17 protein-coding genes are annotated in these 22,469 nt (G+C 73.1%); 9 read left to right on the top strand and 8 right to left on the bottom strand.

From position 1 onward, the window contains the following. Nucleotides 1-57 precede the first annotated feature (57 nt). Nucleotides 58-2,121, bottom strand: coding sequence for a discoidin domain-containing protein (locus tag ACFV4P_RS08280; protein WP_380468601.1), 2,064 nt, complete (start codon nucleotides 2,119-2,121; stop codon nucleotides 58-60). A gap of 480 nt (nucleotides 2,122-2,601) precedes the next feature. Between ACFV4P_RS08280 and ACFV4P_RS08275 the strand changes: the two genes are divergently transcribed. Further along, entirely contained in the window at nucleotides 2,602-3,375 is a 774-nt protein-coding gene (locus tag ACFV4P_RS08275; RefSeq protein WP_380468599.1) for an SDR family NAD(P)-dependent oxidoreductase, read from the top strand. A gap of 224 nt (nucleotides 3,376-3,599) precedes the next feature. Then, nucleotides 3,600-5,402, top strand: a complete 1,803-nt coding sequence (locus ACFV4P_RS08270) for an ABC transporter ATP-binding protein (protein ID WP_380468597.1) — start codon at nucleotides 3,600-3,602, stop codon at nucleotides 5,400-5,402. Between the two features lie 6 nt (nucleotides 5,403-5,408). Here the strand turns inward: ACFV4P_RS08270 and ACFV4P_RS08265 are convergent, their stop codons facing one another. Together ACFV4P_RS08265 and ACFV4P_RS08260 are read right to left on the bottom strand one after the other, a co-directional pair. Beyond that, nucleotides 5,409-6,080: a lysophospholipid acyltransferase family protein gene (locus ACFV4P_RS08265; protein WP_380468595.1), complete on the bottom strand. Its 672-nt coding sequence runs from the start codon at nucleotides 6,078-6,080 to the stop codon at nucleotides 5,409-5,411. 234 nt (nucleotides 6,081-6,314) lie between these two features. After that, nucleotides 6,315-8,495, bottom strand: coding sequence for a CDP-glycerol glycerophosphotransferase family protein (locus ACFV4P_RS08260; protein WP_380468593.1), 2,181 nt, complete (start codon nucleotides 8,493-8,495; stop codon nucleotides 6,315-6,317). A gap of 821 nt (nucleotides 8,496-9,316) precedes the next feature. Here ACFV4P_RS08260 and ACFV4P_RS08255 point away from each other — a divergent pair. Together ACFV4P_RS08255 and ACFV4P_RS08250 are read left to right on the top strand one after the other, a co-directional pair. Next, nucleotides 9,317-9,586 (top strand): hypothetical protein, encoded by a 270-nt coding sequence (locus ACFV4P_RS08255; RefSeq protein WP_073809022.1) that lies wholly within the window; start codon nucleotides 9,317-9,319, stop codon nucleotides 9,584-9,586. Nucleotides 9,587-9,800: 214 nt separating this feature from the next. Further along, nucleotides 9,801-10,223, top strand: a complete 423-nt coding sequence (locus ACFV4P_RS08250) for a YjbQ family protein (protein ID WP_380468591.1) — start codon at nucleotides 9,801-9,803, stop codon at nucleotides 10,221-10,223. 30 nt (nucleotides 10,224-10,253) lie between these two features. On the opposite strand, the gene ACFV4P_RS08245 is transcribed toward ACFV4P_RS08250, so the two are convergent. After that, nucleotides 10,254-13,280, bottom strand: a complete 3,027-nt coding sequence (locus ACFV4P_RS08245; RefSeq protein ID WP_380468589.1) for a choice-of-anchor D domain-containing protein — start codon at nucleotides 13,278-13,280, stop codon at nucleotides 10,254-10,256. A 231-nt stretch (nucleotides 13,281-13,511) separates the two neighbouring features. On the opposite strand from ACFV4P_RS08245, the gene ACFV4P_RS08240 reads away from it, so the two are divergent. Continuing rightward, complete coding sequence (locus ACFV4P_RS08240; RefSeq protein WP_380468587.1) at nucleotides 13,512-13,706, top strand: hypothetical protein; 195 nt, start codon at nucleotides 13,512-13,514, stop codon at nucleotides 13,704-13,706. Nucleotides 13,707-13,728: 22 nt separating this feature from the next. Next, nucleotides 13,729-14,556 carry an alpha/beta fold hydrolase gene (locus ACFV4P_RS08235; RefSeq protein WP_380468585.1) on the top strand — a complete coding sequence of 276 codons (828 nt, stop codon included), beginning with the start codon at nucleotides 13,729-13,731 and terminating at the stop codon, nucleotides 14,554-14,556. 5 nt (nucleotides 14,557-14,561) lie between these two features. Here the strand turns inward: ACFV4P_RS08235 and ACFV4P_RS08230 are convergent, their stop codons facing one another. From ACFV4P_RS08230 to ACFV4P_RS08215, 4 genes are all read right to left on the bottom strand, one after another. Beyond that, nucleotides 14,562-14,867, bottom strand: a complete 306-nt coding sequence (locus ACFV4P_RS08230; RefSeq protein WP_380468583.1) for an XRE family transcriptional regulator — start codon at nucleotides 14,865-14,867, stop codon at nucleotides 14,562-14,564. A 2-nt stretch (nucleotides 14,868-14,869) separates the two neighbouring features. After that, entirely contained in the window at nucleotides 14,870-15,187 is a 318-nt protein-coding gene (locus ACFV4P_RS08225) for a type II toxin-antitoxin system RelE/ParE family toxin (protein ID WP_380468581.1), read from the bottom strand. A 123-nt stretch (nucleotides 15,188-15,310) separates the two neighbouring features. Further along, nucleotides 15,311-18,349 carry an AAA family ATPase gene (locus ACFV4P_RS08220; RefSeq protein WP_380468579.1) on the bottom strand — a complete coding sequence of 1,013 codons (3,039 nt, stop codon included), beginning with the start codon at nucleotides 18,347-18,349 and terminating at the stop codon, nucleotides 15,311-15,313. Between the two features lie 22 nt (nucleotides 18,350-18,371). After that, nucleotides 18,372-19,544 carry an exonuclease SbcCD subunit D gene (locus ACFV4P_RS08215; protein ID WP_380468577.1) on the bottom strand — a complete coding sequence of 391 codons (1,173 nt, stop codon included), beginning with the start codon at nucleotides 19,542-19,544 and terminating at the stop codon, nucleotides 18,372-18,374. A 228-nt stretch (nucleotides 19,545-19,772) separates the two neighbouring features. On the opposite strand from ACFV4P_RS08215, the gene ACFV4P_RS08210 reads away from it, so the two are divergent. The 3 genes from ACFV4P_RS08210 (at nucleotide 19,773) to ACFV4P_RS08200 (ending at nucleotide 22,374) form a co-directional block, all read left to right on the top strand. Further along, on the top strand, nucleotides 19,773-20,366 hold the full coding sequence (locus ACFV4P_RS08210; RefSeq protein WP_380468575.1) for a hypothetical protein: 594 nt from the start codon (nucleotides 19,773-19,775) through the stop codon (nucleotides 20,364-20,366). Between the two features lie 193 nt (nucleotides 20,367-20,559). Further along, nucleotides 20,560-21,156 (top strand): TIGR03086 family metal-binding protein, encoded by a 597-nt coding sequence (locus tag ACFV4P_RS08205; RefSeq protein WP_380468573.1) that lies wholly within the window; start codon nucleotides 20,560-20,562, stop codon nucleotides 21,154-21,156. Between the two features lie 420 nt (nucleotides 21,157-21,576). After that, nucleotides 21,577-22,374, top strand: coding sequence for an SGNH/GDSL hydrolase family protein (locus ACFV4P_RS08200; RefSeq protein WP_380468571.1), 798 nt, complete (start codon nucleotides 21,577-21,579; stop codon nucleotides 22,372-22,374). Nucleotides 22,375-22,469: the final 95 nt, after the last annotated feature.

The following is a 22,469-nucleotide window of genomic DNA, read 5'->3' as shown; positions in this document are numbered from 1 at the left end:
TTCGGAGAGAGACCGATTGTCCGCTCGTCGTATCCGTGGCCGCCGGGCGGCGCCGGGTCAGCTGCCGTGCACCGACAGCTCGTACAGCGAGTACCCGTACTGGGTGGCCCGCGCCGTGCCGTGGAAGCGCACGTACCGGGCCGGGGTCGGCGCGAACGCGGCGGTGTCCAGCCCGCCGTCGCCGGCCGTGGTGGACCAGACGGTGCGCCAGGTGCTGCCGTCCGTGGACACCTCGATCCGGTAGCCGGTGGCGAAGGCACGCTCCCAGTCCAGCGTCACCCGGTCCACGGTGCGCACCGCGCCGAGGTCGACCCGCAGCCACTGGTCGTCGCTCCAGTCACTGGCCCACCGGGTGGAGCGGTCGCCGTCCAGCGCCCGGCCCGGCTGGTAGGAGGTGAACGGGTTCCACTCCGCGGAGCTCGCCGTGGCGCTCGCCGTTCGGGTCGCCAACTCCCGCCCGGGGGAGTGCTGTTCGGTGGCGCGCCAGGTGGTCAGGTAGGACTGCGAGCCCTTCATCAGGTCGTCCACCACGCCCTGCCCGCCGCTGAGCCGGATCTGTTCGATCCAGTCCGGCAGCAGCCCGGCGTGCGCCACGCCGTCGGTGTTGACGTCCCAGGTGCGGGAGCCCGTCACCTGCCGGTCCAGCACCGAACCGCCGTCCGCGCTGCGGAACGGGTACGTCACCGCGTTCGGCGCGCCCGCCCCGACCGGCCCCGGCCAGCCGCCCACGCCGTTCAGGTCGCTGCCGTAGCCGTAGCCGACCCGGTAGGTGTCGCGCAGCGCCTTGGTGCGGTTCGCCTCCGCCACGAACCCGTTCGCGTCGTGCGGGTACTGCGCGGCGAACCCGCCCAGCTTGTACAGGCGTTCGGTCCAGTTGAGGTCCATCCAGCTGTGGCTGGAGATCACCCCCGGGTACGACTGCGACTCCAGGAGCTCGAACGCGCTCTTCGCCGCCTTGACGCTCATGTGGTCGACTTCCAGCATCATGTGGCGCTTCATCATGCCGCGAATCGCGTAGTCGCCCAGCTCGGTCAGCCCGCGGGTGTTGCACTGCGCGGACGCCGAGTACGTCGGCAGGTTCACCCCGGCCGGCAGCATCCCCTGCGCCTGCGCGGTCGGCAGCCCGATCGGATTGTCGTGCTGCGGGCCGGTGCACTGCTCGGTGGTCCAGAACGTGCCGGTGGACAGGAACTGCCCGGCGTTCACCGCCACCCCGGTGGTGCCCTCGTCGAACCGCACGCCGCACAGCGCGTTGTCGAACTTGTGGCACAGGAACATGCTGCGCACCCCGAGCGCGTACAACTCGTCCAGCCCGCGGTCGATCGCGGCCCGGTCGCACTGCGGGGCGTCCAGGATCTGCTTGCAGCCGAACGGCTCGGAGGTCTCCACCCCGAGCACCACCGCCAACTTGCCCTGCTCGATCACCGAACGGGCCTGGTCGGAGTCGGTGACGATGCGGAACCAGCCCTTGCCGGGCCCGCCGTACATGGCGTCGATGTACGCCTGGAGCTCGTACGACTTACGCGCCTCGGTGCGGATGGCGTCCATCTCGTCGCAGCCGCGGTCCTTGTACGGGTAGATCGAGCACAGCAGCCCGTTGGTCACCAGGTCGTTGACCAGCACCCGTTCGCCGCCGCGCCAGGCCCGTTCCACCCAGGCGTAGTAGTCCTGCTGGTGGCTGAGCGAGTCGTGCGCGGGCCAGTCGGCGAAGGTCGGCCAGCCGACCGGGTCGTGGTGGCCGTTCGCGCCGCCGGTGACGTTCTCGAACAGCGCGAGCGAACCGTCCGGGTAGTGCTCCGGACAGTCCTTCAGCGCGTCCGCGGCGCCCTGCGGGGAGAACGCGGCCCCGCAGATCACCCGGCCGCCGAACCCCTCGGCGGACATCAGGTGGTTGTGCGCGTCGACGAAGCCGCGGACGCTGCCGTCGGCGGCGGCGCCACGGAACGGCTCGCCCGTGACATTGATCTGCGAGTCCGGCGCCGGACGGGCGGTGGGATTCCACCACCCGTCCGCGGCACGGGCATTCGGGCCCGGCACGGTGCCGGTGACGAGGGCGGCCGCGAGCAGGAGCAGCGGCAGCAGACGGAGGAGGACGTTCCTGGCGCGATGGTGCCCGATCATGGTCACCTCTCGGGTCGGGGAGGCGGCGGTTTTCCCGAGAATCCCGATCTGTTGACGCTCCGTCAATAGATTCGACCGGATTACTTACCGGTCAGTACGTGGTGGGGGGAGGGGGTGGGAGGGGGCCGATTTGTCGATGTATTGCTCTTTCTTGGCATGCGCGCGGGCCCGGCCCCGTGGGGAGGGGGCCGGGCCCGAGCGGGCGGAAGGCGGGTCCGGCCGTCAGGACCGCGAGGGTCGGGGACGGGCCGGACGCGCGACTTCTATCCAGAAGGGGTGGAGCTGAACAAGCATCGGTTTCTCTCCCGAGCGAGGCGGACGCCGCGTGGGACGGCGGCGATGCCCGAAACCGTAGGGTGATCGGACCGGTGCCACGACGGGGCGCGCCGCCGACCCGGGGCGCGTCGCCCGAAGGGCCGACGGGCGTTCCGGAGGGCTGATTCGCACCGGATTCGACTACCGGCCGGTACGGTCTGGTCCATGACCACAGCCCTCATCACCGGCGCGACCGCCGGCATCGGTGCCGCCTTCGCCGACCGCCTCGCCCGCGACGGCCGCGACCTGGTGCTGGTCGCCAGGGACACCGAGCGCCTGCGGAAGTCCGCCGCCGAACTCACCGCCCGCTACGGCGTCCAGGTCGAGACCCTCGCCGCCGACCTCGCCACCGACACCGGCATCGGCGCCGTCGAGGACCGCCTGCGCGACGACGCCCGACCCGTCGACCTGCTGATCAACAACGCCGGCTTCGGCAACCGCGGCGCGTACCTGGACGTGCCCGTCCAGGACGAGCTCAACATGCTCAAGGTCCACATCGAGGCCGTCCTGCGCACCACCACGGCCGCCGTCCCCGGCATGCGCGCACGCGGCTTCGGCGGGATCGTCAACGTCGCCTCGGTCGCGGCGTTCGTCCCGCGGGGCACCTACGGCGCGACGAAGGCGTGGGTGGTCAACTTCACCCTCGGCATCGCCCGCGACCTGGCCGGCAGCGGAGTGCGCCTCCAGGCGCTCTGCCCCGGCTTCACCCGCACCGAATTCCACGAGCGGGCCGGCATGGGCACCTCCTCCATTCCCGCCTGGGGCTGGCTCACCGCGGAGCGGGTCGTCGACGACTCCCTCCGCGACCTCGCCCGCAACCGGCCGCTGTGCGTCCCCGGCAAGCGCTACAAGGCCGCCGTGACGGCGGCCCGCCTGCTGCCGGTGGGCGGACTGGGGAAGCTCTCGACCACGGCGGGGCGCGACTACCGCAAGCGGTAGCGAGGGGGGTCGCGCTCACGTGCAGGTCATTGTCCTGCGTCGCGATCTTGCGGACGTGGCGCCTTCCGCTTCGCGCAGTTCCCCGCGCCCCTGTCGGTGCTCTCCTTGGTTGTGCGCTTCCGCTTGCGGAAATATCGCGTCCGGCGAAAAGGTTAGGTTTGCTAATGGTGAGTGAAGCTCGTTAAGCTCGCCATGCCCTGTTCGCCGACCGTCTGGAGGTCTCCGTGCGATTGAACCGGATCGACTGGGAGCCCCCCGAGGGGGCGGAGAAGCAGCCGGCGCAGGTGCGGCGGATCGTGGGGCTGTTCAGGCCGTACGCCGGGCGGCTGGCCGTGGTGGGGCTGTTGGTGGCGGCGTCGGCCGTGGTGTCGGTGGCGACGCCGTTCCTCTTGCGGGCGGTGCTGGACGTCGCGATTCCCGAGCGGCGGACGGGGCTGCTGACGCTGCTCGCCCTCGGGATGATCGCGGCGGCCGTCGTCACCAGCGTCCTCAACGTCCTGCAGACGCTGATCTCCACCACCGTGGGCCAGCGCGTCATGCACGACCTGCGGACGTCCGTCTACCGGCACCTGCAGCGGATGTCGCTGGCGTTCTTCACCCGGACCCGCACCGGCGAGGTGCAGTCGCGGATCGCCAACGACATCGGCGGGATGCAGGCCACCGTGACCGGCACCGCCACGTCGCTGGTGTCGAACCTGACGGCGGTGATCGCCAGCGTGGTCGCCATGGTCGCCCTGGACTGGCGGCTGACGATCGTCTCGCTGCTGCTGCTCCCGGTGTTCGTGTGGATCAGCCGCCGGGTCGGCCGGGAGCGGAAGAAGATCACCGGGGAGCGGCAGCGGCAGCTCGCCAAGCTGTCGTCCGCGGTGCAGGAGTCGCTGTCCGTCAGCGGCATCCTGCTCGGTCGCACGATGGGGCGTTCCGCCTCGCTGACCAAGGAGTTCGCGGATCAGTCGGACGAGCTGGCGGCCCTGGAGGTGCGCTCCAGCATGGCGGGCCGGTGGCGGATGTCGACCATCGGGATCGTGATGGCCGCGATGCCCGCGCTGATCTACTGGGCGGCCGGCCTGGCCACCTCGGCGGGGGCGCCGATCGTCTCGCTGGGCACCCTGGTCGCGTTCGTGTCGCTTCAGCAGGGGCTGTTCCGGCCCACCGTGAGCCTGCTGTCCACGGGTGTGGACGTGCAGACCTCGCTGGCGCTGTTCCAGCGGATCTTCGAGTACCTGGACCTGCCGGTGGAGATCGACGAGCCCGAGCGGCCGGTCCACCTGGAGCGGATCCGGGGCGACGTGCGCTTCGAGGACGTCGAGTTCCACTACCGGGCCGACCAGGACCGCCCCACGCTGGCCGCGATCGACCTGACCGTGCCGGCCGGCGGCTCGCTCGCGGTGGTGGGCGAGACGGGGTCGGGGAAGTCGACGCTGTCGTACCTGGTGCCGCGGCTGTACGACGTCACCGGCGGGCGGGTGCTGATCGACGGGGTGGACGTGCGGGAGCTGTCGTTCGAGACGCTGGCCCGGGCGGTCGGGGTGGTCTCGCAGGAGACCTACCTGTTCCACGCGTCGGTCGCCGAGAACCTGCGCTTCGCCAAGCCCGAGGCCACCGACGAGGAGCTGACAGCGGCCGCGAAGGCCGCCCAGATCCACGACATGATCGCCGAACTGCCGGACGGCTACGACACCGTGGTCGGCGAGCGCGGCTACCGCTTCTCCGGCGGCGAGAAGCAGCGCCTGGCGATCGCCCGGACGGTGCTGCGCAACCCGCCGGTGCTGATCCTGGACGAGGCCACCAGCGCGCTGGACAACCAGACCGAGCTCGCGGTGCAGCAGGCGCTGGACGCGCTCGCCGAGGGCCGCACCACGATCACCATCGCGCACCGGCTCTCCACCGTCCGGGACGCCGACCAGATCGCCGTCCTGGACCGCGGCACGATCGCCGAACTCGGCGCCCACGACCAGCTGCTGGCCCGCGGCGGCCGCTACGCGGCGCTGCTCGACCGGGAGGCGTTGCAGCCGGCGGCGGCCTGAGGGCGGTCAGGCCGCCTTCGGGGACTCGTTGTACTGGTCGGCGAGTTCCTGCCCGGACAGGGCCTGGATGGCGGCCATCACCTCGTCGGTGACCTGGCGGCGGGCCTTCGCGGAGCGGGCCTGGCCGTGCAGGGCGTCGAAGTGCAGCGGTTCGCCGAACCGGACGGTGATCCTCCGCAGGCGCGGAATGCGCTTTCCGACCGGGAGGATGTGCTGCGGGCCCTCCAGCGCGACCGGAATGACCGGGACGCCGGCGGTCAGCGCCAGCCAGGCGACGCCGGTCTTGCCGCGGTACAGGCGGCCGTCCAGCGAACGGGTGCCCTCCGGGTAGATGCCGAACGCCCGGCCGGAGTCGAGGATCTTCAGCCCCTCCTCCAGCGACGCGGTGGCCGCCCGGACGCTGCCGCGCTCCACCGGGACGGCGTTGATCACATGGGTGAAGAAGTACCGGGACATCGCGCCCTTGAGGCCCGTGCCGGTGAAGTACTCGGCCTTCGCCAGGAAGAACACCTGACGCGGCGCGGCCAGCGGGATCACCACGCTGTCCACGAACGACAGGTGATTGCTCGCCAGGATCACCCCGCCCTTGCGCGGCACGTTCTCCAGGCCCTCGATGGTCGGCCGGTAGACCGCCCGCGCGAGCGGCTTGAGCACGAGCTTGGTGACGAGGTCGATCAACTGGCCCTCCCTGGCCGCGAGTTCGGACCGCCCGAGGCCCAAGGGCGCAGCCCGCCGAGGGGCGAGGCGCGCGGCTCGGACGGAGGTCGGACCACTGGGTTCGAACGGCAGACTACGACATCGCCCCTGCCGCCCGTCCACCTCCCGTCGCCATCACGCCACTGCGATCCTCGTCACGCCCACCTGGTGGGAAAGCGCTCTCTCACCAGGTGAGACGGGCGGTGGCCGCCGGGTCTACTTGCGGACCGGGAAGATCCGGCTGACCACCCGCTCGGCGGCCCGGCCGTCGTCCCACGGGCAGAACCGCTCCCGGAAGCGCTGCCGGGCGGCCGGCTCCGGGTCGCCCGCGAGCAGCGCCTCGGTCAGCGCGTCCTGCTCGGTGGCGACCGCGCCCGGCGGCTCCTTCATCAGGTCGAAGTAGACGCCCCGGACCTGCTGGTACTCCTCCCAGTCGGGGGCGTACACGGCGATCGGCCGGTCCAGCACCGCGTAGTCGAACATCATCGACGAGTAGTCGGTGACCAGGGTGTCCGCCGCCAGGTACAGGTCCTCCACCGACGGGTGGTCGGAGACGTCCAGCAGCCGGGCCGAGCCGGTACGGGCCGTCAGGTCGCCCGCGCCGCCGTCGTGGAAGTAGTGGGTGCGCACCATCACCGTCCAGCCGGTGCCCAGCCGCTCGGCCAGCGCCGGCAGGTCCAGCAGCGGCAGGTAGCCGCCCCGGGCCTCGCGGTGGGTCGGCGCGTACAGCGCGGTGCGCTGCCCCGGGGCGATGCCCAGGTCGCGGCGGACCCGCGCGCACTCGTCCGTGGTGGCGTGCACCAGGCGGTCGTTGCGGGGGTAGCCGGTGTCCAGGATCTGGTAGGTGCCGGGGAAGGCGCGGGCGAAGTGCTCGCTGGTGTGCGGGTTCGGCGACACCAGGTAGTCCCAGCGCGCCACCGCCTCCTTCAGCCGCTCGAAGTCCATCCCGTCCGCCGCGACCGGGTGGTCCTGCAGGTCCATCCCCATCGCCTTCAGCGGCGTGCCGTGCTGGGTCTGCACGTGCACCGTGCCGGTCCGCTTCGCCATCGTGTGCGGGAAGTTGACGTTGTTGACGAAGTACTTGGCGGTGCCCATCGCCTTCAGGTACGCCGGGGTGTTGACGATCACGTACGGCACCCCCTCGGGCAGCGTCGCGGCCCGCGCCGCGTTCTCCACCACCCACACGCCGCGCACCTGCGGGGCCAGCTCCCGGGCCTTCTCGTAGATCGCCGCCGGGTTGCAGGCGTACCCGCGGTGCCAGTACGCGGCGTACACCGCCAGGTGCTCGTCTATCGGCAGCCGCCGGAACGCGTTGTACGCGGTGAAGCGGGCGCCGCTGCGCACGGCCTTCTTCACCCCGGGCGCGACCGCCCTGGTGCCGCGCTTGACGGCGCTCGGCAGCTTGCCGCCGCGGCGCAGCTCGGCGTAGGCGCGGCGGGAGCCGCGGGCGGCCAGCCGGTACTGGATGCCGCGCACGCCGGACGGGAAGCGGTAGCCGTCCGGGCGGTGCTTCGCGAAGTGCCCGGTGATCCGGGCGAAGAACTCGGCGCGCAGCTCGACCGGGACGAGCCCCGGGGTGTCGTAGATGGTGAGGGCCTGCTTGACGGTGCGGTCGAAGACCAGGGTGCGCAGCCGGTTCGCCCGCTCGTTCCGGTCCAGGAAGGCGAAGATCGCGTCGTACTGGGCGAAGGCGTCGGCGTGCTTGGGGGAGGAGGTGGCGGTGATCGCGCCGGGGCGGCCGCGCCGGTAGCGGTAGCAGGGCCGGTCGAGGTAGACCAGCCGGTCGGCGGCCAGCAGCAGCGGATAGGTGACGGAGATGTCCTCGTAGTAGCCGCGGCCGAAGTGCACGTCGAGGTCGAGCAGGTACTGCCGGCGCATCACCTTGTTCCACACCGCGAGCACCGAGTTGAACAGCGCCGGGTGCTCGGCGGCGGTGCAGCCGGAGACCAGCGGGGAGCCCGCCAGCACGTGCCGCCAGGGGTTCGGCTCCTCGCCGCCGTCGTGGTAGACGTGCGTGAAGTCGGTGAGCAGCACGTCGGCGGGCAGGTCGCGGGTGGTCTCGGCGCGCAGCTCGGCGAGGACCGCGTCGATGGTGCCCTCGGGCAGCCAGTCGTCGCTGTCGACGAACCAGACGTAGGTGCCGGTGGCCTCGGCCAGGCCGGCGGTGCGGGCGCCGCCCAGGCCCTGGTTCTCGGCGAGGTGCAGGACCCGCATCCGGGGGTCGGTGGCGGCGTGCGCGTCCAGCAGGGCGCCGCTGCGGTCGGGGGAGCGGTCGTCCACCGCGATCAGCTCGACCTCGCCGGGGGCGGCGCCGTCGGCCCGGAGCGACTCCAGGCACTGCGGCAGGAAGCGTTCCACGCCGTGGACGGGCAGGACGATGCTGAGCAGGGGTGGCACGTGCGTTCACTCCGCGAGGGGATGGGGTGGCTGCGGCGGATCCGCCCGGTCCCCGCCCACTCTACCGAGCGCCTACGGGCAGGCCTCGGGCGCGGCCCGGAGCCGCGGCACCCCGGGCGCAGGTGGTCGGGGTGTCCGGGGTGCCGCGGACGGTGCACAGCGCTCACCGGCAGGAAACGCGACCGCCGGTGCCGCGCCGTGTCAGCGGCGGCACCGGCAGTCCGGTTGGCGATCCGACCGACCCTCAACGGTCGACCGCCGGTCCGTGCACCACGTCGGAGTCGGGCCGCCGCAGCGTCGAGACGGCCGGAAGAGACTCGCTGTGGTGCCGGAAGCCTGTCAGGTGATGACCAGGTGATTCGTTCATACTCGAACTCATCCGGCCGGGTGAAGGCGAGTATGACCCGTGATCCCTTGCCCATGGAAATATTGCTTGGAGGTTCTCGCGGCGTCAATCCCTCGTATGTGTTCAATTTCTGAACTCTTGGTGCCGGGGCGCGGCACCTGTGAGGACCGCCGGCCCGGGGGTCGGCGGGGGTCGAACCGGCGTCAGGGCGACGGACGTTCGTGCGCCGGGCGCACCGGGAGGCCGCGGTGCGCCTGCGAACGCCCCAGGCCGCTGCGGCGTCTGACGCCCGGTCATGCTTGGATGGTGCACCATCAACCGATGCGCAGTCGTGACCGGGAGCACCGTACTCGGGTGGAGCGTCAGTTCCGTTCGCACGATACGGTGGCAGAACACCAGGACGGTTGTGTGAAGGCCGTCATAGCCGGATAGTCTTCGCCTCACGGCCCTGGCGCCTCGTAGGGGTGGGAAACAGATGGAACAGATTCAAGTGCGGACGCGGCCCCGGGTGCCCGCGATCCAGTGCGGTGTCGGCGCGACCGGCCGCCGGATCGACCGGCACCTCGCGGTGCTCGGCGCCCCCGCGCTCTCGACGGTGGACACGGCGGAAGCGCTCGGCCTGATAAGGGAACTGACGCCGCGTGGACCCAGCGTCCCCGTCGCGGTGCCCCGGCGCTCCGTGCGGGTGTCGCTGATGGCCCCGCTGCGTCGGCTCAAGCGGAGCATGTTCGGCAGCCGCGGCTGAGCGCACCGACGTGAGGACGGGCGGACCTCCGCTCGTCGGCACGAACCCGACGGACCGTGGGTCCGTCGGGCCTTCGGCGTGTCCGGGGGCCGACGTCCCGGCCGTGGCGCGGGGTTGCGATGTGCTGGCGCGCCCTGGCGGGCGGCCTGGCGGTCGGGTGGCGTTCGGCGAACACCCCTTCGGGACGGGCCGCAAGATCGGCCAGGATGGCCCCATGTTCGACACCTTCCACACCACCACACTCGACATCACCACCGGCCGCAGGGAAGTCGCCCTCGACATCACCGACCGCTGCCACGACTTCCTCCGGGACGTCGCCGGCGGGCGCGACGGCCTGCTGAACGTCTTCGTCCCACACGCCACCGCCGGCATCGCCGTCATCGAGACCGGCTCCGGCAGCGACGACGACCTGCTCACCACCCTGCGCGCACTGCTGCCCGCCGACGACCGCTGGCGCCACCGCCACGGAAGCCCCGGCCACGGCCGCGACCACGTGCTGCCCGGGCTGGTCGCCCCGCACGCCACCCTGCCGGTGGTGGGCGGCCGACTCGCGCTCGGCGTCTGGCAGTCCGTGGTGCTGGTCGACACCAACGGCGACAACCCCGGACGCACCCTGCGGCTGTCCTTCCTCGGCTGACCGTCCGGCCCGGCACGAGTCGTCCGGCGGTCAGAAGTCGATCGACACCGCCTGGACGCGGTGGTTGTCGTCGAGCCCGCCGGTGGCGCCCGTGAAGCCGACCAGGACGGCGGCCGGAACGGTCACGGTGGCGTCGATCGCCGGCCGGCCGTCCACGGTGACCTGGACGCGACCGCCGGTGACCCGCACGTCCACGGCGTGGGTGCCGGTGCGCAGATCGGCCACATCGGTCGCGGTGGCGGCGTAGCCGAGCGCATCGCCCTGGCCGCCGGTGGCCAGGCCGACGAAGTTGGCCGAGGGGTCGTTGGCGTTCCTGGACGTGTCCAGGGTGACGGCGAGGCCGCGCAGGCCGGAGTAGCCGAGCCCGCCGCCGCCGAAGCCGAGCGAATGCGGTGTCTCCTGGGCCGCGTCGAGCAGCACGAAGGCCAGGCCGTCCGCCCCCGAGCCGCCGCCGATCACGGCGGTGAACCGGGCGTGCAGGTTCGCCGAGGGCACGGCCAGGTCGCACAGCGCGGAGGCGGTCTGGCCGTTGATGGCCTCGGTGAGCACGATGTCGCCGCCGGCGAGCGTGGCCGTGCCGTTGAACGTCCAGCCGTCGGTGCTCGGCACGGGGACGCTGCCGCTGGTGACGCCGGCGCCGGTGAAGGAGACGGTCTGCATGCCCTGGCCGTCGTTGCCGGTGAGCAGGAAGTGGCCGGAGGCCGGGCCGGTGGCGGTGGGGGCGAAGACCACCGCCTGGTGGATCACCTGCCCGGCGCCGAGCTGCTGCCCCTCGGCGATCGGGGCGGGGGCGGTGAACGGCGCGGTGGGCGGCGCGGCCTTGGTGATGGTCAGCACCACGTTGCCGGTGTTGCCGATGTCGAAGGTCTCGCCGAGCGAACCGCCGACCGGGACCTCGCCGAAGTCGAGCGTGGTCGGACTGATCGTCAGGTGCGGGGCGCCGACGACGGCGGTCCCGGTGAGCGGCACGGTGACCGAGTGGCCGTCCGCGCCGGTGACGACGAACTGCGAGCTGTCGCCGCCCGCCGGGCTGGGGACGGTCGGCGCGTAGGTGGCGGACACCGCGAGCGAGGCGCCCGGGGCGAGCGTGGAGCCGTCCGCGGGCAGGCCGACGGCCGTGAACGGGGGAGACGGCGGTGTGGTGCCGGCGATCGTCTCGGTCCCGGTGCCGGTGTTGGTGATGGTCACGCCGGTCGTCATCGCGGACCGGGTGGGCAGCTCGCCGAAGTCCAGCGACGGCGGCGACGCGGCGAAACCGGGCTGGGTGCCGGTGCCGTGCAGGTCGAGGCCGACGGTGCCGGCGATGCCGTTCGTCGTCACGGCGAAGGTGAGCGTCGCCGTCGCCCCGCCGGGCCCGGTCGGCGCGAAGCCCACGGGGACGGCCAGGGTGTCCGCGGTGTTCAGGGCGGCCGGGAGGGCGGGGGGCGTGGCGCTGAACGGCGCGGTGGTGGTGATCGCCGTGACGGTGACGGCGCGCGTCGCGGTGACCGTCGCCGTGGCACTGCCGGTGGCGCCCACCGCGACCTGACCGAAGTCGACCGGAGTGCCCGTCAGCGCGGCCTGCGACGGGCTGCCGAAGGCGAGCAGGTGGCCGTCGCGGGTGCCGACGTAGACCCGGCCCGCGCCGACGGCGACCTTGGAGAACTTCACGGCTGTCCCGATCGGCGCCGACCAGCGCAACGTCAGGACGCCGCCGGCCGGCACCGCGTCGTATGCGCGCAGCTGCGCGTCGACACCGTCGGCGCCGCCGGGGCAGACCACCCAGACCAGCGCCGAGCCGGAGGTCGTGCCGTCGGACGTCACGAGCGGCGAGCCCGGGTAGTGGCCGATCCCGGCGCCGCTGGAACCCGCGTCGACCAGCACGGGCGCGCCCGCGCCGTCCAGGCCGAACTTGAGCGCGCGCAGATGGCCGTCGTTCTCCGGCACGTACAGGAAGCCGCCGTCGCCGCCCCAGACCGCCGGGTGGCCCCAGATGCCGCGGAACGGCCCGGCGACGGACAGCGCCTGGTCCGAGCCGCCGGGCCCCTGGCCGCGACCGCCCAGGTCGTCCCGGTCGAGGAGGAAGACCCGGCCGTCCTTGCCGATCTGCACCAGCACCTTCGGGTGGGCGGCGGTGCCGAACGGCGGCGAGGGCAGGGCCACCGGGCCGCCGGACCCCAAGTCCTGGTCGTTCTGGTCGAGTTGATCGGCGTTGCTGGGGCTGAAGAAGTCCACCGCCGCGAGCTGCCCCGCGCTGGACAGGCGGACGACCGACTCGGCGAGGTGGCCGGGCGGCCGGCTGCCCGGGCCGGGTGCGGGCGAGACGCCGTTGCCGGTGGCGAGGTGGATGCGGCCCGGGCCGTCCGAGACCAGGCCGCCGCCGCCCATCCAGATCCCGGTCATCTCGTTGCTGGACGCGTTCTGCGTGGCCCACATGCGCAGCGCCCCGGTGGCGGTCTTCACCCCGACCACGTAGCCGACGTAGGGCCCCTTGTCGCAGTGCGAGCCGAACCCGGCGAACACCTCGTCGTCGAGCAGCAGCAGGCCGGGCCGCTGCATCGCGGTGAACGGGTTGAACGTGTTGCCCGGGTTGTTCGCCGGGGAGCCCTGGATCGTCACCGGCCAGCCCGGGGTCTCGTCGCCGGTCGCCACGTCCAGGCTGTGCAGGTACCAGTGCGGGTGGTTGGCGTCCGGGCCGTCGTCGACCTTGGCGGTGAGGTAGGCCCGCCCCGAGGAGGGGTCGTACACCGGGGTGGCGCTCACGCCGAGGTTGGGGACCAGGTCGCCGCAGCCGATCGCGGAGGCCGGCCAGGCGGGGCCGAGCGACGTGGACCACAGGATGGCGCCGGTGACGGCGTGGATGCCGTAGACGTGGTTGTTCTCGGTCGCGACCAGCACGGTCGAACCGATGACCAGCGGCTGGGCGTAGACCTGCCCGTCCACCGCCGTCGAGAACAACTGGCCGAAGTCGGCGGAACTCACCTGCGCGGGTGCCAGCCGCGGCTGGTTCGCACTCCAGCCGGTGCGCATCGGGTCGATGGCGACGGTCGGGTCGTCGGCGGTCGGTGTCTGCGTCATCGTGCGCTGCCTCCTCCGGTTCGAGTCGCTGCCCGGGGCGGTGGCGGGGTGGTGGCGGGGTGGTGGCGGGGGGCGTCCGTCTCGGCCCCGGAGGCGATCGTGACGGGTTGTGTACGGCCGGTCTCCAGCGTCGATCCGCGCCCCGACTTGCGCAAATCCCACGGACGCGGCACGTCCGTGCCGGGTGTGCGACGGGGCGGGGCCCGGGTGGCGGGGCCGTACCCTGGAGGTATGGAGGAGCAGATCTGTGAGGCGTCGGCCGATCCCGAGCAGGCCCGTCGCGGGCTGTTGCCCGGCGGGCCGGGGGAGCGCGCCGCGTGCGTGCTGTGCGGGAGCGAGACCGAGTACCCGGCCGAGACGCCCGGTGCCACGCTGTGCCCGGTCTGCAGCTGGCAGCAGGCGCAGCGTGCCGCGTGCTCCGGCTGATGAACCATCAGATAATCGGGCCATGATCGTTTCTGTGCCGAGCGCCGGGCCCGAGGTCGGCCTGCTGCAACGCCCCCGTGCCACGCTCGCGTTCGACGTCGCGGGCGTCGCGGGCGGGCCGCTGGCCGTTCACGCGCACGGCTCGCTGTCCAGCCGGGCGCACGAGGACCGGGCCGGACTGTTCGACTGGACGCCGCTCACCGCGACCCACCGCCTGGCCCGCTACGACGCGCGCGGCCACGGCCGCTCCACGGGCCGGGCCGTCGCCGCGGACTACAGCTACCCCGCGCTCGCCGCCGACCTGCTCGCGCTGTGCGACCACCTCTCGCCGGACGCCCCCGTGACCGGGATCGGCGCGTCCATGGGCGCCGCCACCGTCCTGTGGGCGGCGCTCGCCCGGCCCGAGCGGTTCGACCGGCTGGTGCTGGCGATCCCCGCCGTGGCCTGGGGGGCCCGCGAGCCGCGACGGGCCGGGCTGCGGGCCGCCGCGACGCTGGTGGAACGGCGCGGGACGGGCACCCTCGGGGTGGCCGCGAAAGTTTCCGGGCCGCCCGCCGTCCTCGCCGAAGTCCCCCAGTACGCCACCGAGTTCGACGCCGCCGAACACCTCGTCCCGGCCGTCCTGCGGGCCGCCGCCGAAGCCGACCTCCCCACCCCCGACCGGCTCCGCGAGCTGCCCCACCCCACCCTGGTCCTCAGCTGGCCCACCGACCCCGTCCACCCGCCGGCCACCGCCCGCACCCTCGCCGCCCACCTCCCGAACGCCACGCTGCGCACCGCCACCACCCTTGCAGCCATCAGGAGTTGGGGTCGGACGGCGGCGGAGTTCGTGGCCGCGCCGCAGGCATAGTGGTACTACTGGATGCGGAGCTGGCGATCGCCGAAGTCGGCCACCAGGCGAAGCTGCCCGCCGAGCGCCTCGATGTACTCGCGGAGCGTGCCGAGAGAGGCGCCTTCGAGGTCGCCGCGTTCCAGGCGGGAGACGTTCGGCTGGGTGACGCCGATCAGTTCCGCGACCTCGGTCTGGGTTAGGTCCTGCTCCCGGCGGATCTCCGCGAGGCGATAGGCGCGGACCTCGGCATCGAGCTTGGCGCGATGCGCCGCCACTCGATCCTCGTCGGTGACGACCTGGGCCCGGACTTCCTTCCAGGATCTGGCCATTGCTACTCGCCCTCCTTGAGTGTGTCGAGATGTCGGTCGAATCGGGCATCCGCGATGGGGATGTTCTTGTCGTACCACAGGTTCCACTGCCCGGACTTGTCGCCGGCGACGAGGAGGATGGCCTCCCGCTCGGGATCGAACGCGAACAGGATGCGGATCTCGCTCTCCCCGTCGGTCCGTGGGCGGAGTTCCTTCATGTGGTGATGTCTCGACTGTTTGATCCGGTCGACGAGCGGCCGGCCGAGCGTCGGCCCTTCTTCCGCCAGCTTGTCGATGGCTGCGGCGACCTGATCGGCCACCCCGGGTTCGTTCTCGCTCAACCTGACGAACCAGGTGTCGACCGCTTCATGCAGTGAGACTTCCCATGTCGCAGATGGATTATGCGCTTCGAGTTATATGTGCCGCAAGTTATATCGGCTGCCCGGTGGCAGCGGCGGGGGAGATCAGGTGTCGGCGTTGGTGGTGTGGTGCGCGGTGGAGCCGTGGCGGTGCTTGCGGATGAGGAGTTGGGCGGGGATACGGGTGCGGAGATCGGCGACGTGGCTGACGATGCCGACGGCGCGGTCGCGTTCGCGCAGGGAGTCGAGGACGTCCATGACCTCTTCGAGGGTGTTCTCGTCGAGGGTGCCGAAGCCCTCGTCGATGAAGAGGGTGTCCAGGGGCATGCCGCCGGCCTCGTCGGTGACGACGTCGGCGAGGCCGAGGGCGAGGGCCAGCGAGGCGAAGAAGGACTCGCCGCCGGAGAGGGTGCCGGTGTCGCGTTCGCGGCCGGTCCAGGCGTCGACGACGTGCAGGGAGAGGCCGGAGCGCTTGGTGCCGGAGACCAGGCCGTCGCTGTGGACCAGGGTGTAGCGGCCGCCGGACATCTTCAGCAGGCGCTGACTGGCCGCCGCCGCGACCTGCTCCAGGCGGGCGGCCAGCACGTAGGACTCCAGGCGCATCCGCAGGGCGTTCTCGGCGGGCGCGCCCGCGAGCAGCGCGGCGAGGCGGCTGATCCGGGCGTACGCGTCGAGGACGGGCGCGAAGGCGTCGGCGAGGACGGTCAGCGCGTCGGCGATCCGGGCCAGCGCCGCGACCTGGTCGGCGGCGGTGCGGTGCGCGGTGTCGGCGGCGCGCAGGACGGCGGTGGCGTGCTCCTCGGCGGCGTGCGCCGACTCGGCGTCCGCGGGCGGGAGTTCGGCCGCCGCCCGCAGGTCCGGGTCGGCGAGGCGGGCCGCGGCCTGCTCCAGCGCGGCGTCCAGCTGCTCGAAGTGCCGCTGGAGCGAGACGCGTCGCTGGGCGGGGAGTTCGGCGTCGGCGAGTTCCGGCAGGCCGGCGAAGCCCGCGTCGGCGGCGGCCTTCGCCAGGGCGTCGGTGGCGTCGTCGAGCCGGGCGGTGGTCTCGGCGGTGGTGCGGGCCGAGTCGAGGACGGTCGTGACGGCGGCGGCGAGGGCGTCCACCGCGGCGGCGCGGGCCGCGACCGACGGCGCGTCGCCCCGGGCGGCGGCGATCTTCCCGGCCAGCGCGTCGAGTTCGGCGGCGACGGCGCCCAGCCGGTCGGCGAGGACGGCGCCGCGCTCGCCGGCCTGTCGCAGCCGCTCGCCGCGGGCCCGGCGTTCCTGCTCCAGCCGCTCCACCTGCTGGCCCAGCGGCGCCAGCCGGTCCGCGGTGTGCAGCGCGACGCGCCGCTCGGCCGTCAACTCGTCCAGCAGCGCCTTGAGTTCGGCGACCGAGCGGCCCGCGGCGGCGGTCTCGGCGGCCGCCGCGTCCACCTGGAGGACGCCCAACCGGTGCTTGGCGGCGTCGAGTTCGCCCTCGGCGGTGTGCTGGGCGGCGCGGGCGCGCTGCTCGTCGGCGGCCGTGACCTGGCCGGCGGACGGGCGGGCCGGGTCCGGATGCTCGGGCGAGCCGCACACCCGGCAGGGCTCGCCGGCGGCCAGCTGGGCCGCCAACTCGGCGGCCATGCCCGCGAGTCGGCGCTCCTGGAGGTCGAGGGTGCGGGACCGGGCGACCAGCGCGGCGTCGGTGAGGGTACGGACCTCCGCCTCGGCGGCCGAGCGCGCGGCAAGCAGCCGGCGGTGGCGGCCCGCCGCGTCCTGACGGGCCGTCAACTCGGCGTGCTGGACGTCGAGTCGGGCCAGCAGGGCATGCGCGTCACGGGCCTCGTCGAGGTCGGCGTGCAGCTGCTTCAGCTGGTCGTCGTAGCCGGCCAGCCAGTCCTGCGAATCCTCGGCGAGGTCGTCCGCGCGCTTCTGCTCGGCGGCCAGCTCGGCGCGTTCGGCGCGCAGCCGGGCGTGCCGCTCCTCGTCGGCGCGGGCCTCCGCGAGGCGGGCCGCCTCGGTGTGCAACGCGCGCTCGGCCACGGCGAGTTCGGCGGGGGAGCGGAGGTCGCCGAGCAGCTCGGCGGCCCACGGCGCGGCCGACCGGGCGGCGAGCGCGGCGCGGTGCGCGGACTCGGCGGAGCCCGCTGCGGCGTGCGCGGCCAGCGCACCCCGGTGCAGGGAGCGCAGCGGGGCCAGCGCCTCGGCGGCCAGCGCCAGCCGCAGGCGGGCCCGGTCGGCGGCCGACTCCCCGTCGGCGGCGGTGAGTTCGGCGTGGTCGCGGGAGGCGGAGCGGTGACGTTGCTGGCGGTCGGCCAGGGCGCGCTGCGCGTCCAGGCGCGCCCGGGCCCGGGTGCGGGCGGACTCGGCGACCTCCAGCGCGAGCGCCGTCGCGGTGACGCGTTCGGCGGCCGTGCCGCGCAGCATCGCCGCCCAGGCCAGCACGTCCGACGCGGAGGCGTCCTCGCCGGGCCGGTGCGCGGCGGCGTCCTCGGCGAGCGGGCCGGCCGCCTCCTCGGCGCGGGCCGCCAGGTCGCGCAGCTTCTGCCGGCCGGCCTGCACCTCGTGCTCCTGGCGCAGCCGCCGGTCGGCCGTCCACCGCTCCAACTGCTCGAAGCGGCCGGTGTCGAACAGCTTGCCCAGCAGGTCGGCGCGCTGCCTGGAGTCCGCGCGCAGGAACCGCGCGAAGTCGCCCTGCGGCAGCAGCACCACCTGGCAGAACTGGTCCCGGCTCATGCCGAGCAGCCTGGTCAGCTCCTCGCCGGCCTCCTGGTGCGAGCGGCTCACCGCGACCCAGCCCGGCACGCCCTCGCCCGCGTCGGCGACCCACTCGCGCAGCAGCGTCTGCGCCTTGTCGAGGGTGAAACCCGAGCCGCGCTTCTTCGGCCGGGACTGCTCCGGGCTGCGGGTGATCTCCAGCCGCCGCCCGCCGAGCGTCGCCTCCAGCACCACCTCGGTGCGCCGCCCCTGGTCGGCGTGGTCGCTGCGCACGCCGTTGCTCTTGCGCGAGCCCGGCAGTTCGCCGTACAGCGCGTAGCAGACCGCGTCCAGCACGCTGCTCTTGCCGGCGCCGGTCGCGCCGCGCAGCAGGAACAGACCGGACGCGGTGAGCCGGTCGAAGTCGACGCGCTCCGTCGAGGCGAACGGGCCGAACGCGGTCACGGTGAGCTGGTGCAGCCTCATCGAGCAGTCCCCTTCACAACGTTCATCGGCCGTTCTCCTCGGCCCGGTCGGCGGCCGTCCGGCGCACCGACTCCAGGCCCTCCAGCAGCCAGGACCGCTCGGTGCCGTCCAACTCCCGCCCCGGGCGGACGTGCGTGACGAAGCCCTCCACGACCTCCTGGTCGCTGCGCCCGCTGACCCGCTCCGCGTACGACCGCGCGGCGGCCTGCTCGCCGCCCTCCGGTTCGAACAGCAGTTGCAGGGTGTGCGGGAAGCGGGCCCGCAGCCGCTCCATCGGATCGGTCGGCCGGACCGGGTCGGTGAGGGTGGCCTGCACCCAGGCGTCCTCGGCCCACGCGTGGCCGTCGGCGGTGAGCAGCTCCTCCAGCCGGCCGCGCAGCCGGGCCAGCGCCCGCGGTTGCGGGCAGGGGACGCGGGTGGCCTCGACGGCGCCCTCGGCGTCCAGGTCGACCAGCCACATCGACTTGCGGTGGTCGGTCTCGGAGAACGAGTACGCCAGCGGGGAGCCCGAGTAGCGCAGGTGCGGGGCGAGGGTCTGGCAGCCGTGCAGGTGGCCGAGGGCCACGTAGTGCACCCCGTCGAACACCCCGGCCGGCACCGACTGCACGCCGCCCACCGCGATGTCCCGCTCGCTGTCGCTCGGCGCGCCGCCCGTCACGAAGGCGTGCGCCAGTACCACGGCCCGGGTGCCCGCCGGGCGGGCCGCGAGGTCCGCCCGGACGGCGTCCATCGCCGCCGCCAGCACCTGCTCGTGCCCGCCCTTGGCCAGGCCCAGCCGCTCCCGCACCAGCGCCGGCTCCAGGTACGGCAGCCCGTACACCGCGACCGGGCCGTGCGCGTCCGCCAGCAGCACCGGCTCGGCGAGCGCGCCAGGATCGGTGCGCAGGTGGATGCCGGCCCGCTCGATCAGGCGGGAGCCGACTCCGAGGCGGCGCGCCGAGTCGTGGTTGCCGCTGATGAAGATCGTCGGAATGCTCCGCTCGGCCAGCCGCCACAGCACGTCGTCGAAGAGCGCGACGGCCTCCAGCCCGGGCAGCGCGCGGTCGTACACGTCGCCCGCGACCAGCACGGCGTCCACCCGCTCGGCGACGGCCGTCGCCACCAGGTGGTCGAGGAACGCGCGCTGCGCCCCGTGCAGGTTCTCCCGGTGGAAGGAGCGGCCCAGGTGCCAGTCCGAGGTGTGCAGCAGCCTCACGCCGAAGCTCCCCGCAGCATGTCTGTCACTCCCCGTCGCTTTCATGGTGGTCCGGCCGGTACCGAGTATCACAGGTACGGGTGACAGGCCGGGGCCGGAGAGGCCGCGGAGGACGTCGGGACAGGTGGGACGGTGACCCGGGTGGCGGTCGGGGCTGTTCATCGGTCGGGTGTTCGGGGAAGATCATCAGGTGGCGTGGGCGGCCGCCCGGAGTGCGGAGGGAGTGGCATGGGCATCGAATACAGCCCGGAGATCTCCGAACTGCTCGGGCGGGTCCGACGCCGGCCGAACGCCGGCTGGCCGTGGCACCCGGGGGTCCCGGTGCCGGAGGGGCTGCCGGTGAAGCAGTCCTGGGGCTGGCTGTTCGCCCCCGACGGCCGGGTGCTCACGCTCATCAACCCGCGCGACGGCGTGGTCGGCCTGCCCGGCGGCTCGCTGGAGGCGGAGGACGCGGGCGACCCGGGCGCCGCGCTGGCCCGGGAGGCCGGCGAGGAGGCACAGGCGATGATCGGCCCGCCGGTCTACCTCGGCTACCTGTACGACCGGGTCGGCTCGGCGAACAACGGCCACGAGTGCGCCCGGGTCCGGATGGCCGCCGCGCTGCACGGGGTCGGCCCGTCCGCGCCCGACCCGGCCTCCGGCCGCCACTACCGACGGCTGCTGGTCGCCCCCGGGCTGGCCGTCGAACTCCTCGGCTGGGGCGTGCCCGGCCTTCAGCAGGCCCGTGCGGCGGTGGCGGCGGCGGTGACGCGGCTGGGCGTGCCGGCGGCCGCCAACGAGACGATCGAGGAACTCCCGCCGGCCGGCTGCCGGCTGCGCTGAGCCTACGGGCGGTCGGGCGTCGGGCCTCCCGGGGGGGCTGTGACGAGAGACGCGGTGAGGAGGGATCAACTCGTCGGCGGGGGGCCGACTTTCGAGGGGAGCGGATCCGGTGCGGGGGGTGCTTGGTGGGCGTTATAAGTCAACTGCTTTTTGCGCTGATCGAGTTGGTGAATTGGTAGATACCATCCGCGATATGACGAACATTCAGGAACCCGACGCACGCGCACTGCGGATCACCGAGGCCGTGGTCGGCCGGGTCGACCCCGGCCGACTCGACCTCCCGACGCCCTGCGGGACGTGGACACTCGGCGAGCTGCTCGCCCACATGACGGGACAGAACCACGGCTTCGCCACCGCGGCCGGCGGCGAGCTGCACGGACGCGAGGAATGGCGGGACCGCCCGGTCGGCGACGACCCGGCCGGGGCGTTCGCCGCGTCGGCCGCGGAGGTGACCGCCGCATTCGCCCAGGAGGGCGCGCTGGAGCGGGAGTTCTGGCTGCCGGAGGTGCGCGGCGGGAAGTGGTTCCCGGGGGTCGTCGCGGTCGGGTTCCACCTGGTGGACTACGTGGTGCACGGCTGGGACGTGGCGGCCTCGCTCGGCGTCGGGATCACGTTCGACGAGGAGCTGCTGGCGGCCGCGCTGGTGGTCGCCGAGCAGGTGCCGACGGGTGCCGTCCGCGAGCGCGAGGGCTCCGCGTTCGCGCCCGCGCTGGAGGTGCCGGCCGGGTCGGAGGTGCTCGACCGGATCCTGCGGGTGCTCGGCCGTGACCCGCACTGGACGGCGGACTGACCCCTCGGCGGTCGCTCGGCGGTACGAGCCGTTCGGATTCCGGTGCTTGACGCCCTCGTGGCGGGCGCGCACAGCGCCCCTCGCGGGGGCGTTTCGTCTGCTTCGCGCCGTTCGGGCGTTCCGAGTGCCGCCATGGGGCGGGTGTGACGGGAGTGAGGCGTGTGCACAGGGCGTCACGCCCTCGTCGCGCTCGGAAACGGGGCGAGAGTTGACGGAGTGTCAGGTGAAAAATCGGGCGATCGGACGTTCGGGCGGTGATTGGCGGGATCTTCGCAGCCCAGGTCAGGAGTGGGTCTTCGCGCGTAGCGAAACCTGGATGTCCGTTGGATGAGAGTTCGTCAAATTCTTTGGCATGACCGCTTCCCCCGGAGGCTACTGGCTGGTATCTCTGTGTGGCCTGCGTCACCCAATGGAGGAAAGATGACTCGCGTCCGTGCCATTTCCGTCGCTCTCACCGCGGCGGCCCTGTCCATCACCACCCTCGCCGCCGCCACCCAGGCGAGCGCGGCCGGCGTCAACTACGTCGCGCTCGGCGACTCGTACTCGGCCGGCGTCGGCTCGGGCAGCTACACCAGCGAGAGCGGCAGCTGCAGCCGCAGCACCAACGCCTACCCGTACCTGTGGAAGAACGCCCACGCGCCGACATCGTTCAAGTTCGTCGCCTGCTCGGGCGCCACCACCAACGACGTGCTCGCCAACCAGATCTCGTCGCTGAGCTCCACGACCACCCTGGTCTCGATCACCATCGGCGGCAACGACGCCGGCTTCGCCTCGACCATGCAGACCTGTGTGCTGAACAGCGAGAGCTCCTGCCTGAGCGCCGTGAACACGGCGAAGAGCTACGCCACCAACACGCTGCCGGGCAAGCTCTCCAACCTGTACGCGCAGATCAAGGCCAAGGCCCCCAACGCCCACGTGGTGGTGCTGGGTTACCCGCACCTGTACCAGGTGCCGGGCAACTGCCTGGTCGGCATCTCGGACACCAAGCGGACCGCGATCAACAGCGCCGCGGACACCCTGGACTCGGTGATCTCCAAGCAGGTCTCGGCGGCCGGCTTCACCTTCAAGGACGTCCGCTCGGCCTTCTCCACCCACGAGATCTGCGGTTCCTCGACCCAGTGGCTGAACAGCACCACGCTGCCGATCAGCGACAGCTACCACCCGAACTCCACCGGCCAGGCGAACGGCTACCTGCCGCAGTTCTCCGCAGGCGTGTGATCCCGGGAGCCGAGACGTCCGTGAAGGGCGAATGAGCCGGTGTCCGGGCCCATGGGAGGGGCCCGGACACCGGTGTTCGTCAGCCCGGTACGGAC

Origin of the sequence: Kitasatospora sp. NPDC059795 (genome assembly GCF_042732175.1) — a bacterium.
GTDB lineage: Bacteria > Actinomycetota > Actinomycetes > Streptomycetales > Streptomycetaceae > Kitasatospora.
This window is presented reverse-complemented; position numbering and strand designations above follow the sequence as displayed.

What these genes read in the sequence shown, in the direction of transcription:
- ACFV4P_RS08280 (WP_380468601.1), bottom strand. Translation starts at nt 2,121, where the DNA reads ATGATCGGGCACCATCGCGCCAGGAACGTCCTCCTCCGTCTGCTGCCG.
- ACFV4P_RS08275 (WP_380468599.1), top strand. Translation starts at nt 2,602, where the DNA reads ATGACCACAGCCCTCATCACCGGCGCGACCGCCGGCATCGGTGCCGCC.
- ACFV4P_RS08255 (WP_073809022.1), top strand. Translation starts at nt 9,317, where the DNA reads ATGGAACAGATTCAAGTGCGGACGCGGCCCCGGGTGCCCGCGATCCAG.
- ACFV4P_RS08250 (WP_380468591.1), top strand. Translation starts at nt 9,801, where the DNA reads ATGTTCGACACCTTCCACACCACCACACTCGACATCACCACCGGCCGC.
- ACFV4P_RS08245 (WP_380468589.1), bottom strand. Translation starts at nt 13,280, where the DNA reads ATGACGCAGACACCGACCGCCGACGACCCGACCGTCGCCATCGACCCG.
- ACFV4P_RS08240 (WP_380468587.1), top strand. Translation starts at nt 13,512, where the DNA reads ATGGAGGAGCAGATCTGTGAGGCGTCGGCCGATCCCGAGCAGGCCCGT.
- ACFV4P_RS08235 (WP_380468585.1), top strand. Translation starts at nt 13,729, where the DNA reads ATGATCGTTTCTGTGCCGAGCGCCGGGCCCGAGGTCGGCCTGCTGCAA.
- ACFV4P_RS08230 (WP_380468583.1), bottom strand. Translation starts at nt 14,867, where the DNA reads ATGGCCAGATCCTGGAAGGAAGTCCGGGCCCAGGTCGTCACCGACGAG.
- ACFV4P_RS08220 (WP_380468579.1), bottom strand. Translation starts at nt 18,349, where the DNA reads ATGAGGCTGCACCAGCTCACCGTGACCGCGTTCGGCCCGTTCGCCTCG.
- ACFV4P_RS08210 (WP_380468575.1), top strand. Translation starts at nt 19,773, where the DNA reads ATGGGCATCGAATACAGCCCGGAGATCTCCGAACTGCTCGGGCGGGTC.
- ACFV4P_RS08205 (WP_380468573.1), top strand. Translation starts at nt 20,560, where the DNA reads ATGACGAACATTCAGGAACCCGACGCACGCGCACTGCGGATCACCGAG.
- ACFV4P_RS08200 (WP_380468571.1), top strand. Translation starts at nt 21,577, where the DNA reads ATGACTCGCGTCCGTGCCATTTCCGTCGCTCTCACCGCGGCGGCCCTG.